Origin of the sequence: Bradyrhizobium sp. Bra64, assembly GCF_024519875.1 — a bacterium.
GTDB lineage: Bacteria > Pseudomonadota > Alphaproteobacteria > Rhizobiales > Xanthobacteraceae > Bradyrhizobium > Bradyrhizobium japonicum_G.
This window is the reverse complement of the sequence record NZ_JALJRD010000023.1, coordinates 22,674-35,800: the sequence shown is the minus strand read 5'-3', so window position 1 is coordinate 35,800 and position 13,127 is coordinate 22,674. Positions and strand designations below refer to the sequence as shown.

The following is a 13,127-nucleotide window of genomic DNA, read 5'->3' as shown; positions in this document are numbered from 1 at the left end:
TCTCTTTGGGCCTAAATCAACGCGCTGCAGGTTTCTCGATCAGCTTTTTCAGGCTGTCACGAGCCGGTTTGCTGTATCCGTCGCCACTGCCCGAAGGCTGCTGCTCGGTATCAGCTTGATCATCATCTGGTTTGTTTTTCTTGAATCTCTTCAAGATGGTGTTCTCGGGGTCGTCAGGCAAGAGGGCCATCAGCCAATCGCCGGTTCCCTGCAGCACCACGCGGGATTTCGCCCCGGTGACCCAGTCCGGGCGCTGCTTGTCCGGCACCAGCCAGGTGAAGAACAGAAAGGCGACCACGACGATCAAAAGCCCGCGAGCCAGCCCGAACAGGAAGCCGAGGGTGCGGTCGAGCGCGCCGATGCGCGAATCGAGGATCATGTCGGAGATCCGGACCGTGATCACGGAGACCACGACCAGGGTGCCAACGAACACGCCGGCGACGACGACGACGCTCGCGACGGTATCGTTGTTGAAATAGGTCTTTGCAGTCGGCAGCAGCTTCGAGAACGAATAAAGGGTTACGATTGCCGCCGTGCCCCAGGCCGCGATCGACAGGATTTCGCGCATGAAGCCGCGGACCATGGCGAGCAGGCCCGAAATCAGCATCACACCGAGCAGGATCAGGTCGAGGAGTGTTACAGGCATCGGCTGGTCTGGTCCGCTCGTACGTCGAAGGTGCTCAGCGAATCGGTGCTTGGCCGCCGCCCTAAGTGAGGGCCAGACGACGTTCCCGGCAAGGCCGCAACCACGCAATCCCATGCTGCTTTTGTGACGGCTGTATAGCTGTGGGGGCGGGGGACGTCACCTCCACCTAACCCTCTCCACGGCGGAATCTTGCCGGTGTGGCATTTTTCTCTGCCGGTGCGCTCTGCTCGCCCCGGCGGGAGCCGCGGGCGGCGATTTCGGCGACCAATGTCGTCAGGCTGTTGATCGCGTTCAGCGACAGTCCGGCATCGCCGCCGGCTTCGCCCCGGGCCGATTCGGGCAGCACGGCGCGCTGGAAGCCGAGTTTTGCCGCTTCCTTGAGCCGGGCAGGGGTCTGCGCCACCGGGCGCACCACGCCGGACAGCGAGATTTCGCCGAAATAGACCGCATCGCTGGGTAACTGCGCGTTAACCAGGGACGACACCAGCGCCGCCGCGGCGGCAAGGTCAGCCGCCGGCTCGTGGATGCGCAGGCCGCCCGCGACGTTCAGATAGACGTCGTGGCCGGACAGCTTGACCCCGCAATGGGCCTCCAGCACCGCCAGCACCATCGACAGCCGGCTCGGATCCCAGCCGACCACGGCCCGGCGCGGGGTGCCGAGCGAGGTGGGAGCCACCAGCGCCTGCAATTCGACCAGGACGGGCCTTGTGCCCTCGATGCCCGCGAAGACTGCGGTACCGGGCGTGCCGAGATCGCGCTCGGACAGGAACAGCTCCGAAGGGTTGGTGACCTCTCGAAGCCCGAGGCCCGTCATCTCGAACACGCCGATCTCGTCGGTCGGCCCGAAACGATTCTTCACGGCCCGCAGGATGCGGAATTGCTGCGAGCCTTCGCCCTCGAACGACAGCACGGCATCGACCATGTGCTCGACCACGCGAGGGCCAGCGATCTGGCCGTCCTTGGTGACATGGCCGACCAGGATGATGGCAGCACCCGTCTTCTTGGCGAAACGGATCAGCGCCTGCGCCGAGGCGCGCACCTGCGTCACCGTGCCGGGCGCCGATTCCACCGTGTCGGTCCACATCGTCTGGATCGAATCGATCACGATCAGCCGGGGCACCGCGCCTTCCGACAGCGTCGAGACGATGTCCTCGACCGACGTCTCCGCTGCGAGCTGCACCGGCGCATCCGACAACCCGAGCCGCTCGGCGCGCAGCCGAACCTGCGCGACCGCCTCTTCGCCGGAAATGTAGACGACGCGATGCCCGGCGCGCGCGAGCAGGCTGGTGGCCTGCGTCAGCAGCGTCGACTTGCCGATGCCGGGATCGCCGCCGACGAGTAGCACGGAGCCGCGGACGAAGCCGCCGCCGGTGACGCGGTCGAGCTCGGTCATGCCCGAGGACAGGCGAGGAGCGTCCTGGGTTTTTCCCGACAGGCTCTCCAGCGCGAATGTCCGTCCCTTGCGCTTGGAGCGGATTGAGACCGGGACGCTTCCGGTCGTGTCCTCCTCGGCCAGCGTATTCCACTCGCCGCAGGACTCGCACTTGCCCTGCCAGCGGTTATAGGCCGCGCCGCAGTTCTGGCAGACGAAGGAAAGCGTGTTCTTGGCCATGGGGACCGCGAGCCTTGGGGACAGCGAGTCGAGGGTTTCAGGTTTGCTGATAGCACGGAATGACGGGCCGAGAGAGCGAGCCGGGCCGCAGCCCGAATATCGCAATTCAGCTCGCCCGATACACCCTTTGTTAGCTCTAAGCCGCCGCAACCGGCCGGACTTTGCCAAATCTTAGCGGACGCGGGTCCAGTTTCGGAACCAATACGGGATGGCGAAGCGAATGACGGGACTCTTGCGGATATTGCTCGCTGTGGGCATGGCCTGCGGCATTCTTGTGCCGCCTGATGGCGCTGTTGCGGCCGATGCCAAGCGTCTCAACATCGTCTTCGTGAACCCGGGCAAGACCGGTGAAGTTTATTGGGACATGGTCGCGCAGACCATGCAGGCCGCCGGCCGCAAGCTCGACGCGCATGTCGAGGTGCTGAACAGCGAGCGCAATTACCGCACCATGCAGGAGCTCGGGCTCGGCGTGGTCGCACGTGGCGACAAGCCCGACTTTCTCATTCTCTCGAACGAGGAATCCGCCGCCGTCCCGATCCTGGAGGCGGCCGAGGCCGCCGGGGTCAGGACGCTGCTGCTCTCCAACACGCTGATCGGTGACGACGCGGCGCGTCTTGGACCGCCGCGCCAAAAGCTCAGGACCTGGCTCGGCGACATCACGACTGATCTCCAGACCGCGGGCGCGCGGATGGCCAATGCCCTGATCGGCGCGGCGCGCGCCGAGAAATGGCAGAGCCCGGACGGCAAGATCCACATTCTCGGCATCGGCGGGGACGAGATCACGCCGGCCTCGATCGCCCGCAATGCCGGTCTCCAGCTTGCGGTAGCGGCCGCACCCGACGTGGTGGTGGACCGGATGCTGTTCGCCAACTGGACGCAGTCGGAGGCCGAGCAGGTCACCACGAATTACCTGAGCTGGGCCGCGCGCAAGCAGATCCGGCCTGCCGGCATCTGGGCCGGAAACGATCCGATGGCGCTCGGCGCGCTCCGTGCGGTCACTGCTGCCGGCCTCACGCCCGGCGGGGACATCCAATTGGTCGGCCTCAACTGGTCGGAGGACGCGCTGCGCGAGATCAAGGCAGGCCGTCTGCTGCTGACCGATGGCGGGCACTTCCTGCTCGGCGGCTGGTCGATCGTCCTGCTGCGCGATTATGCCGACGGCTGCGATTTTGCGGCAACATCGCCTCGCGTCGAGGTCAAGACGTCTGCGATCACGCGCGACAACCTCGCGGCGGTCGGCGACCTGATCAAGACGCGCGCCTTCGACCGGATCGATTTCACGCGTTTCAGGGCAAGGGCAGGCCGCTGCGGTCAGTACGACTTCTCCATCGATGCGCTCATCTCGTCGCTGACGCCTCTGGAAGGCACGGCTGACTGATGCAAAACCGTGATGACATGACCGATCGGGATGGCAAGCAGGCGGCGCGGCCCCGCTTGCGCTCGGTCGTCCGCGCGATGATCTGGGCCACGGTACCCGTGCTGCTGCTGGTGCAATTGCTCGCCTCCGCCGGCGTCGAAGCTTCGAGCTTCTGGTCGCAGATCAGGCAGCTCGACGCCCGCATCGCCCGCGTCGCCGAGAGCCGGGCCGAACTGATCGCCGAACCGCTCTGGAAGATGCGTTACGACCAGGTCACGGGCGTGCTCAACGAGATCATGCACGACGAGACCATCGCCGCGGCGGCCGTCTACGACGATACCGGTACGGCGATTGCCCGCGTGGTGGCGCGTCCGGCAGGGCAGGCGGTCGCGGAGGTCTCGCGTCCGATCAACTACAGCAACGGCAATATGTCGGTTCAGGCCGGCCGCATCGCGATCGCCTATTCGTACGCGACGCTCTATTCGGACACGGGCAGCCGGCTGGCGCTGCTGCTGGTCGTCGGCCTGCTCGCAACATTCGCGACCCTGATCGCAATGCGGATCTCCGCCAACATCTTCATCGGCAAGCCGCTGGCGGCGATGATGTCGGCGATCCAGCGCAGCAAGCAGGACGGCCGCGCCTATCCGGCGGAGGTCAGATCCTCCAACGAGTTCGGTCAGCTCGCACATGCCTTCAACGCCATGCAGCACACGACGTCGGGCGCGCTCGACCGGCTCGGGCACATGGCCGCGCACGATCCGCTCACGGGGCTGCCCAATCGCCGCTCCCTGTCCGAGCACCTGATGACCCTGAGCAACGATGCCGGCTCGCCGGACTCCCTGATCGCGTTCTGCTTCATCGATCTGGACGACTTCAAGGGCATCAACGACACCTTCGGCCATGATGCCGGCGACAAGTTCCTGGTGCATATCTCCGAACGCCTTCGTGATGCGGTCGAGCCGCAAGACTGGGTGGCCCGGCTCGGCGGCGATGAATTCGTCGTCATCCGTCCCGAGGTCAGCAATGAAGCGACCGCACAGAGGTTTGCGCGCCAATTGCTGGATGCGATTTCCGAGCCGATCCGGCTCCACGACAAGCAGGTCGTGCCGCGCGCCAGCATCGGCCTTGCCGTGCGCCGTGCCGGCGATCCCGAGCTTTCGCACCTGCCGGCGCTCGCCGACATCGCGCTCTACCATGCCAAGAGCAAGGCGCCCGGCACGGTCGCCGTGCTCGACGAAACGCTCCAGCGCGACTATCGCCGCCGCCGGGATCTCGAACTCGCCATCCCGACGGGCTTCGCCGAGGGGCAGTTCGAGGTCTGGTATCAGAGCCAGGTCGATCTCGTAAGCCACGACGTCGTCGGCCTGGAAGCGCTGATCCGTTGGCGCCATCCGGAACATGGAGTGATCGGCCCCGGCGAATTCTTGCCGCTGATCGAGCGCAGTGGCAACAATGCGCAGCTGACACGCTACGTGCTGACCGATGCCTGCCGCGCGCTGAAGCGGCTGGCCGCCGCCGGCAGGCCGCAGATGCGGATCGCGATCAACCTGCCGCCGTCCGAGCTCGCCGACCATTCGCTTGCCGCCGAGCTGCGCGCGACCTGCGCGCGCTTCGATGTTGCGGCATCATTGCTGGAGCTCGAGATCACCGAGGGATCTCTGATCAACAACATCGCCAGCGCGTCCGAGACGCTGCACCGCCTGCGGCGCCTGGGGGCGACCATCGCGCTCGACGATTTCGGCACGGGCTACAGCTCGCTCGCCCATCTCAGGCGGTTTCCGCTCGACAAGGTCAAGATCGACAAGGCGTTCATCAGCGAGATACCTGACAGCGCCGAAGACAAGGCGATCGTTGGCGTCATCGCGTCGCTCGCCGGCACGCTGGGGCTCACCCTGGTGGCCGAAGGCATCGAGCGCGCCGAGCAGGCCGAGGCCATGCGCGAGATGGGTGTGATGCTCGGGCAGGGTTTTCTCTATCATCGGCCGCAGCCGCTGGAAGCCGTGCTGGAATGGCTCAAGGAACAGCCGGCACGCGAGAGCCGCGTCCTCGCGGATAGCCCGCCGATCGCGCCCGAATTTGCCGCCTGAGCGCAGCGCGGCTACGGCTGCGCCGCGTTCCAGAGCATGGAGAGACCAGCCGCGATCATGATCGCGTCCATCACCAGGCGGAAGATTTCGGGCTTGAGCTGCAGGACGAAACGCTTGGCAATGAAGGCGCCGGCCATCAATGAAGATCCCGCGACCAGGCCTTTGAGGAACACGTCGCCGGTCAGCGCGCCGAAGCGTTCGAAGGTCACGGATTTCGCGAAGTAGAGGCCGAGCGAAGAAGCCGCCTCGGTGGCGAGGAAGGCGCCCCTGGACAGGCCATAGAACAAGAACAGCGGGACGCTGAGCGGGCCGGTCGAGACGACGATGCCGGTGAGATATCCGATGACGGCCCCGCCGATCGCCAGGTGCCAGAGGTTGGCCTTGAGATCGTGCCGGGCCAGCCAGTGCCGCACCGGCACCATCGCGATCAGGAAGACGCCGATGGCGAGATCGACGGCGTGTGCGGGCAGCGCTAGCAGCGTGCGCGCGCCGAGCACTGCAGCCGGAATTCCCGTGACCGAATAGGCCGCGCAGGCGCGCCAGTCGACTTCGCGCCACCAGGCCAAGATCCGCGAAAAATTCGCCATCACAGCGGCCACTGCCATGATCGGGACGGCCTCCTTCGGCCCATAGGCATAGACCAGCACCGGCATCAGCATGATCGACGATCCCGTGCCGACGATGCCGGAGATGGTACCGGCGATGAGGCCGACGCTGAGGACGAAGAGAAAGGCCAAGGCGGTCTCCACGAATCGGGAGAGTTTAGCCGCGGACCGTCACGGCGGCGATCCGTCCCAGGCCATGGAACCTATTGCACTCCGCATCGGCATGCCGGTCTGGGCGCCGGGCTTGAGACACTTCAATGCAGCGGCCTCGCAGCTTATCCCGAGTGCGCGTTGCAGCGAGGCGCCCTCATGCAGCATGGCTGCAAACGCGCCGGCAAAAGTGTCGCCGGCGCCGGTGGTGTCAACGGGTGTGATGCGCGGAGCAGGTGCTCTGATGCGGACACCGTCGGCGGTGACTGCCAGCGCGCCTTGCGCACCCGCAGTGACGATGCAGGTGAGGTCGCCGGTTCTCGCGAGATCCGCGGCTGCGGCCCCGTAGTCCGACGCGACGAGGCCGATTGCTGCCGCGGCGTCGAGCGCCTCGTGCTCGTTGACGAGAAGATAGTCGGTCACGGTGAGAAGCTCCGTGACCATCTGCCCCGTCATCTTCTCCGGGACGGGTGCGAGGTTCCAGACGACGGTGCCGGAGGCCGACGTCATCCGGCGCGCGGCCTCGAGCGCCTCCGCAAACGGCACTTCCATCTGAAGCACCAGCACGGTGTCCGGGCCAAAGAGCGAGCCGGGCAGGTCAAGGGCGCCCGCGGCCAAGTTGGCTCCGCTCGCCACCGTGATCGCATTCTCGCTGGCCTGATCGACCGTGATGAAGGCGCAGCCGGTCGGCTCATCCGATCTGATGACGAGACTGGTATCGACACAGTTTGCCGCGAGGTTGTCGATCGCGCGGTCGCCAAATCCGTCCTGGCCGACGCGGCCTGCCATCTGGACCTGTCCTGCTCCTGCGATCCGTGCCGCGGCCACGGCCTGGTTGGCGCCCTTGCCGCCGAAATGCGTCTGGTAGGACGGCGCCAGCACGGTGCGGCCGGGGCCGGGAATGACCGGAACCTGCGCGACCAAATCGATGTTGAGTGACCCGAACACCAGGATCATGGCAGGCGGGACCGCCAACCTTGCTCGTCCATGACACGAAGCTTTTCAACGCGGCGGCGGAAATCCTCGTCGGTGGAGAATTCGGCGGAGAGATAAGACGAGACGAGATCCACGGCGAGCCAGGCTCCGACGATCTGCGCGCCGATGCACATGACGTTGACGTCGTCGTGCTCGACGCTTTGATGGGCCGAATGAACGTCGTGGCAGACCGCGGCGCGAATGCCCCTCATCTTGTTGGCGGCGATTGAGGCGCCGACGCCGGTGCCGCATACCATGATGCCGCGTGCGGCTTCGCCCGAGGTCACCTTCTGCGCAACGGCGCGTGCGATGTCGGGGAAGTCCACCGGCTTGTCGTCATGGGAGCCGACGTCGATAACGTCGTGGCCGAGCTTGCGGATATGGTCGATGACGGTCTGCTTGAGCGGCCAGCCGGCGTGGTCGGATCCGATGACGAGACGCATGTGATGTCCTTTTCGATTGTCCTGTGGCCGTGACGACCGTGGATGGTCGTCACGGCCCGGTGCGGTTCAACCACGCATATCGGGCGGCAGCTCGACCCCGTGGAACTTCTTGTAGATGGCGTTCAGCTTGCCGTTCTTGACGTTCTGGTCGACCCAGGCATTCAATTTTTCCAGCAGCTTTGGTTCTCCCTTTTTCACGCCGATAGCTAGATCGAAGGTCGTGATCGGAATCTTGGCTTCGAATATGCGCTCCGGATTTTTCTTGCCGATCTGGGCGATGATCGGCAGCGAGGTGCCGATGCAATCGATCTGACCGGAGACGGCCGCGGTCACGTCAGTGGCGTCGTCCTCATATCGCGCGATGTTGAATTCCTTGTCCTTCATGTTCGTCAGGGTAGTGTCCTGGGTCGTGCCACGCGTGACGCCGACCGTCTTGCCCTTCAGATCAGGCCAATCCTTCACATTCATCGACTTCAGGCAACCGACATCGGATTCGAGCGTCGCATAACGCTTAGAGAAATCGATCACCTTGGCGCGGTCGGGGGTGACGGACAGCGTCGAGATGATGACGTCTGCTTTTCCGGTCATGACGTTGGGGATGCGGGTCGCGCCAGTCGTCTGGATGAATTCGAGCTCCAGACCCCAATCCTTGGCGAGCAATTGTGCGACCTCGACGTCGGAGCCGGTCGGCTTCATGTTGGCGTCCATCATGCCATCAGGCGGAATCGCAAGATCCGTCGAGACCCGGATCTTCTTCGCCTTCATGATGTCGTCGAGCAGATCGGCCGACGCGGGCGTGGCCGCAATCATGATGAGGCCGCACAACGCGGCGGCGGTGCCCAGCAAGGTCTTGTTTGTCATCTTGGTCTTCCTCTCCCTGTTATGATTTTAGGTTTCCCGTCCCCACGAATTGCGTGAGTTCGGGCGTGGTCGGCGACGTCAGGATCGAGGCAGGTCCGGTCTCGTGGACCCTGCCGCGATGCATGAAGACAATCCGGTCGGCGATGCCCTTGGCAAAACCCATCTCGTGGGTGACCATCACCATGGTCATGCCGTCGGCCGCGAGCTGCTCGATCACCTTCAGCACCTCGCCTGTGAGCTCGGGATCGAGCGCCGAGGTGACCTCGTCGAACAGCATGACTTTCGGCTGCATCGCCAGCGAGCGGGCGATTGCGGCGCGCTGCTGCTGTCCGCCCGACAGCTGCTCGGGATAGGCGTGCAGCTTCTCTTCGAGCCCGACCTGCGCCAGCACCTTTCGCGCCAGGTCCTTGGCCTGCGACGTCGCCATGCCCTTCACCGTGCAGGGCGCGAGCGTGATGTTCTGCTCGATCGTGAGATGCGGAAACAGATTGTAGCTCTGGAAGACGATGCCGACGTCCTGGCGCAGCGCGCGCAAGTTCACGTCGGGACGGTCGACCCGATGTCCGCAGACGACGATCTCGCCGGCATCGACCTTCTCGAAGCGGTCGATGCAGCGCAGCGCCGTGCTCTTGCCGGAGCCGGAGCGGCCGATCAGGGCGATCACCTCGCCGCGTGCGACGGCAAAGGAGACGCCGTCGAGCACCCGGAGCGGGCCAAAGCTCTTCTGCACGTCGCGGAGCGACACGATCGGTTCGGCGGAGGGAGCGTTTTGCTGCATGTCAGGCTGGCGCGAGGTTGGACCGGCCACGCCCCATCCGCCGTTCCAGCTTCTGGCTGAACAGTGACAGGGGATAGCACATGGCGAAATAGACGACGGCGATGATGGCGTAGATGGCGAACGGCTCGAACAGCGAGTTGTTGACGATCTGGCCCGAGCGCATCAGCTCGACGAAGCCGACGACGGAGGCGAGCGAGGTGTTCTTGATGATCTGGACCATGAAGCCGACGGTCGGCGGCGTCGCGATGCGGATCGCCTGAGGCAGGATCACCTTCATCATGCGCTGAGTCCGGCTCAGCGCCAGGCCGTCGGCGGCCTCCCATTGCGGCTTCGGCACCGACTCGATGCAGCCGCGCCAGATCTCGCCGAGATAGGCGGCGACGTAGAGCGTCAGCGAAGCACCGGCGGCCGCAAGCGGCGAGACCTTGAGGCCGATCGCGGCAAGGCCGAAATAGCCGAGGAACAGGATGACGAGCAGCGGCGTGCCCTGGACGAGCTGGACATAGACGGCGCTGCCGATCCGCACCGATTTGAGTGGCGAGATCCGCGCGAGCGCGATCACGAAGCCGACGATGCCGCCGCCGATCAGCGCGATCACGGACAGCCCTATAGTCCACAGCGCGCCCTGGCCGAGGAACATCAGATGGTTGATGTTGAGATGTCCGCCCATGGTCATCTCACAGTGGCGTGCCGAGCCGGCGCCGGCGCGGAAACAGCACGAGGCCGAGGCCCCAGAAGCCCGCGCGCATCACCAGCGACAGGATGACGTAGAGCACGGCGACGATGATGTAGGTCTCGAACGCCCGATAGGTGTCCGACTGGATGTAGTTTGCGACCGCGGTGAGTTCCTCGGCCGAGATCTGCGAACAGACGGAGGAAGCCAGCATCAACAGCACGAACTGGCTGGTGAGCGCGGGATAGACCTTCTCGATCGCCGGCAGCAGGATGATGTGCCAGTAGATCTGCAGGCGCGACAGCGCCAGCCCTTCGGCGGCCTCGATCTGCCCGCGCGGGATCGCCTCGAAACCGGCACGCATGATCTCGGCGGTGTAGGCCCCGACATTGATCGTAAGCGCGGCCACCGCCACGGTGAAGGCCGAGAGTTTCAGCCCCAGACTGGCGAGGCCGAAATAGACCAGGAAGATCTGCACGAGCAGTGGCGTGTTGCGGATCGCCTCGACATAGATTTTGCAGGCTCCCGCGATCAGCGGGCTTCGCGAGCCGCGGCCGATGGCTGCGAGCGTGCCGATCAGGGCGCCGAGCACAGTCGCGAAGCACGCCAACTCCAGCGTCAGCACGGCGCCGCCGAGAAGGCTCGGCCAACGCTCCAGCACTGCGGGAAAGTCGAGTTGGATGCTCATCGTAACAGGGTCAGCCGGTCGTCTGGTTGGTCATGCGGTCGTAGACGCGGAACAGCGCCTGGTTGCCGTTGGCGCCTTCGCCATGTGCGCGGGCGTCGACATACTGGCTGGTGACGAGCGCGGTGCCGGGCAGGGGCACGCTCAGCGATTGCGCATGCTCCTGCACCAGGCGGAGGTCCTTCAGCATGAGGTCGATGCGGAAGCCGGCCGCCGCGTCGCCGGCGATCATGGCGGGGCCGAGCTTGTCCAGCATCCAGGAGGCGGCGGAACCGCCGAGCAGCATCCGGCGCAGCAGATCGAGATCCACGCCCGAGGCGCGCCCGAGCGCAAGTGCCTCGCAGATCGCCTGGATGTTGATGCCGCAGATGAGCTGATTGCAGAGTTTCACGGTCTGGCCAGCGCCGCTGGCGCCGGCATGGGTGATGGTCGTGCCCATCGCGCGGAAGAACGGCTCGGCCTTGGCGAAGGCGTCCGCCTCGCCGCCGGCCATGATCGACAGCGCGGCGTTCTTTGCGCCCAGTGGTCCGCCCGAGACCGGCGCGTCGATGAAGCTGACCCCGGCCTTTTGCAGGTCGGCATGGATGCGGCGGACGGCGACCGGCGAGATCGTGCTCATATCGACGATGAGCTTGCCGGGCGGGGGCGACTCCAGGAGGCCATGCTCGCCGTAAATGGTTGCTTCCACATGGGGCGTGTCCGGCAGCATGGTGATGACGATGTCGGCGCCTTGCGCGGCAACGGCAGGGCTGTTGGCGCGAGCCGCGCCTTCCTTGACGATCTCGGTCAGAGCCGCCTCGTTGAGGTCGAACGCGCGCACCGCGTGCCCGGCCTTGAGGAGGTTGCGCACCATCTCCAGGCCCATCGTGCCGATGCCGATGAAGCCGACGTTGCCCTTGTCGTTCCGTCCCATGTTGTCAGTCCGCTTCTTGGTTCGCCCGCGATCAGCGCGAGGCGCTGGTCTTGTCGCTGGTCTTGTCGATGTCGCCGACGACGGCCCGCCTGCGGTATTCGTCGCCGATGGCAAAATGCTTGCGCAGCGTTGCGTCCGCCCGCTCCGGATCGCGCGCGATGATGGCGTCGAAGATGCGCCGGTGGTCGTCGATCAGATAGGTCTTCATCGACGGGAAGGCCTGCACCAGCTCACGGCGACTACGATGCGAATGCGTCAGCAGGCCCGCCATCGAGCTATGCAGCACGGTAAGCGTCTCCGAATGCGATGCCACGACGATGGCGCGATGGAATTCGAAGTCGGCCATGCCGCCGGCATCAGCCTCGTCGATCGTCTCGCCGATCTTTGCGAGCGTCCGCTGGAGGCGCTCGAAATCGGCGATGTTGGCGCGTTCGCAGGCGAGGCGGATCGCCTGACATTCGATCGCGACGCGCGCCTGCATGACGTCGTCGAGCATGTCGGCCTGCTGGGCCAGCGCGAAGGTGAAGAAGTCGTTCAGGACCGACACATCCGGCCGGGTCACGACGGTGCCGATGCGGTCGCGGATCTCGACGATGCCGAGCACGGTCAGGGCGCGCAGCGCCTCGCGAACGATCGGCCGGCTGACGCCAAGCAGGGTCGCCAGCTCGCGCTCGGAAATCAGGCGGTCGCCGGGCTTGAGCGAGCCCGCAAGCAGGCGCTCCCGCAAGAAGGCGAACACCTTCTCGAACCCTTTTTCGCCGTCGGCGGCCCGCTTCAGCTCCATCCCGGTCTCTTTTGGTCTGATCTTGGTCAGACCAGTATGCTAACCAGAGTGCCCGCGTCAAGGGCTCTGGTTAATCGGCGGTGTCTCGGGCGCCGCCAATCCGCTCCACTTGCCGGCCTGATCCTTCAAATTTGACGCGTATTGATCGGAGCGTTCGCTCAAAGAACTTGAGGTGCGTGATGCCCGACCATGAGTCCTTCTCCGCGCTCGACCGCCATGCGGTACTCGGCGGATCCGACGACGGTTTTCCCTGGTATGCCGGCGCGATGCTCGCGGTCGAAGCGAGCGAGGTCGTGCGGCTGCGCTGTGAGAAGCTCAGCCACGGTGATGAGGCCGCCGGGCAGGAGGCCGTGCTGATGGTCAGCGAGAAGATCGCCGCGGCCTTCGAGGCCGCCGCGAGCCTGCTTGCCGGCGCAACGCCGGGGACCATCGTCCGGCGCTATCGCGAGCATGTGGCTGCGAACGCCGAGCGGCTGTCGGCGAACGAGACGTCCTGACGGAATGGTGCTGCTGACAGCATGTTGGCAGCAGGGACCGGCTACGACCACCTCCTGACAA

At 65.3% G+C, this 13,127-nt stretch carries 14 protein-coding genes; 3 read left to right on the top strand and 11 right to left on the bottom strand.

Annotated features, from left to right (window positions below):
• Positions 1-16 precede the first annotated feature (16 nt).
• The gene (locus tag NR187_RS33735; protein ID WP_211385797.1) at positions 17-646 is read right to left on the bottom strand and encodes a CvpA family protein; all 630 of its coding nucleotides are present in this window, start codon (positions 644-646) and stop codon (positions 17-19) included.
• 166 nt (positions 647-812) lie between these two features.
• Positions 813-2,258: a DNA repair protein RadA gene (radA, locus tag NR187_RS33730; RefSeq protein ID WP_211385403.1), complete on the bottom strand. Its 1,446-nt coding sequence runs from the start codon at positions 2,256-2,258 to the stop codon at positions 813-815.
• Positions 2,259-2,478: 220 nt separating this feature from the next.
• Here radA and NR187_RS33725 point away from each other — a divergent pair, with 220 nt between their 5' ends.
• Together NR187_RS33725 and NR187_RS33720 are read left to right on the top strand one after the other, a co-directional pair.
• The gene (locus tag NR187_RS33725; protein ID WP_249129304.1) at positions 2,479-3,636 is read left to right on the top strand and encodes an ABC transporter substrate-binding protein; all 1,158 of its coding nucleotides are present in this window, start codon (positions 2,479-2,481) and stop codon (positions 3,634-3,636) included.
• The gene (locus NR187_RS33720) at positions 3,636-5,702 is read left to right on the top strand and encodes a bifunctional diguanylate cyclase/phosphodiesterase (RefSeq protein WP_211385405.1); all 2,067 of its coding nucleotides are present in this window, start codon (positions 3,636-3,638) and stop codon (positions 5,700-5,702) included. Before NR187_RS33725 ends, NR187_RS33720 begins: the two co-directional genes overlap by 1 nt.
• A gap of 11 nt (positions 5,703-5,713) precedes the next feature.
• On the opposite strand, the gene NR187_RS33715 is transcribed toward NR187_RS33720, so the two are convergent.
• The 9 genes from NR187_RS33715 to NR187_RS33675 all read right to left on the bottom strand — a co-directional run bounded on the left by NR187_RS33715 (position 5,714) and on the right by NR187_RS33675 (position 12,569).
• Positions 5,714-6,439, bottom strand: a complete 726-nt coding sequence (locus NR187_RS33715) for a sulfite exporter TauE/SafE family protein (protein WP_211385406.1) — start codon at positions 6,437-6,439, stop codon at positions 5,714-5,716.
• Positions 6,440-6,478: 39 nt separating this feature from the next.
• On the bottom strand, positions 6,479-7,432 hold the full coding sequence (locus NR187_RS33710) for a ribokinase (RefSeq protein WP_306235830.1): 954 nt from the start codon (positions 7,430-7,432) through the stop codon (positions 6,479-6,481).
• Positions 7,411-7,875, bottom strand: a complete 465-nt coding sequence (gene rpiB, locus NR187_RS33705; RefSeq protein ID WP_211385407.1) for a ribose 5-phosphate isomerase B — start codon at positions 7,873-7,875, stop codon at positions 7,411-7,413. Before rpiB ends, NR187_RS33710 begins: the two co-directional genes overlap by 22 nt.
• Before the next feature lie 66 nt (positions 7,876-7,941).
• Positions 7,942-8,736 (bottom strand): transporter substrate-binding domain-containing protein, encoded by a 795-nt coding sequence (locus NR187_RS33700; protein ID WP_211385408.1) that lies wholly within the window; start codon positions 8,734-8,736, stop codon positions 7,942-7,944.
• A 19-nt stretch (positions 8,737-8,755) separates the two neighbouring features.
• On the bottom strand, positions 8,756-9,514 hold the full coding sequence (locus NR187_RS33695; RefSeq protein WP_211385409.1) for an amino acid ABC transporter ATP-binding protein: 759 nt from the start codon (positions 9,512-9,514) through the stop codon (positions 8,756-8,758).
• A 1-nt stretch (position 9,515) separates the two neighbouring features.
• Positions 9,516-10,184, bottom strand: coding sequence for an amino acid ABC transporter permease (locus tag NR187_RS33690; RefSeq protein WP_211385410.1), 669 nt, complete (start codon positions 10,182-10,184; stop codon positions 9,516-9,518).
• 7 nt (positions 10,185-10,191) lie between these two features.
• A complete protein-coding gene (locus tag NR187_RS33685) occupies positions 10,192-10,875 on the bottom strand; it encodes an amino acid ABC transporter permease (protein ID WP_211385411.1) in 684 nt (227 codons plus the stop codon).
• Between the two features lie 10 nt (positions 10,876-10,885).
• Positions 10,886-11,785: an NAD(P)-dependent oxidoreductase gene (locus NR187_RS33680; RefSeq protein ID WP_211385412.1), complete on the bottom strand. Its 900-nt coding sequence runs from the start codon at positions 11,783-11,785 to the stop codon at positions 10,886-10,888.
• 31 nt (positions 11,786-11,816) lie between these two features.
• Positions 11,817-12,569 (bottom strand): FadR/GntR family transcriptional regulator, encoded by a 753-nt coding sequence (locus NR187_RS33675; protein ID WP_256809336.1) that lies wholly within the window; start codon positions 12,567-12,569, stop codon positions 11,817-11,819.
• Positions 12,570-12,748: 179 nt separating this feature from the next.
• On the opposite strand from NR187_RS33675, the gene NR187_RS33670 reads away from it, so the two are divergent.
• A complete protein-coding gene (locus NR187_RS33670) occupies positions 12,749-13,066 on the top strand; it encodes a hypothetical protein (RefSeq protein WP_256809335.1) in 318 nt (105 codons plus the stop codon).
• Positions 13,067-13,127 lie beyond the last annotated feature (61 nt).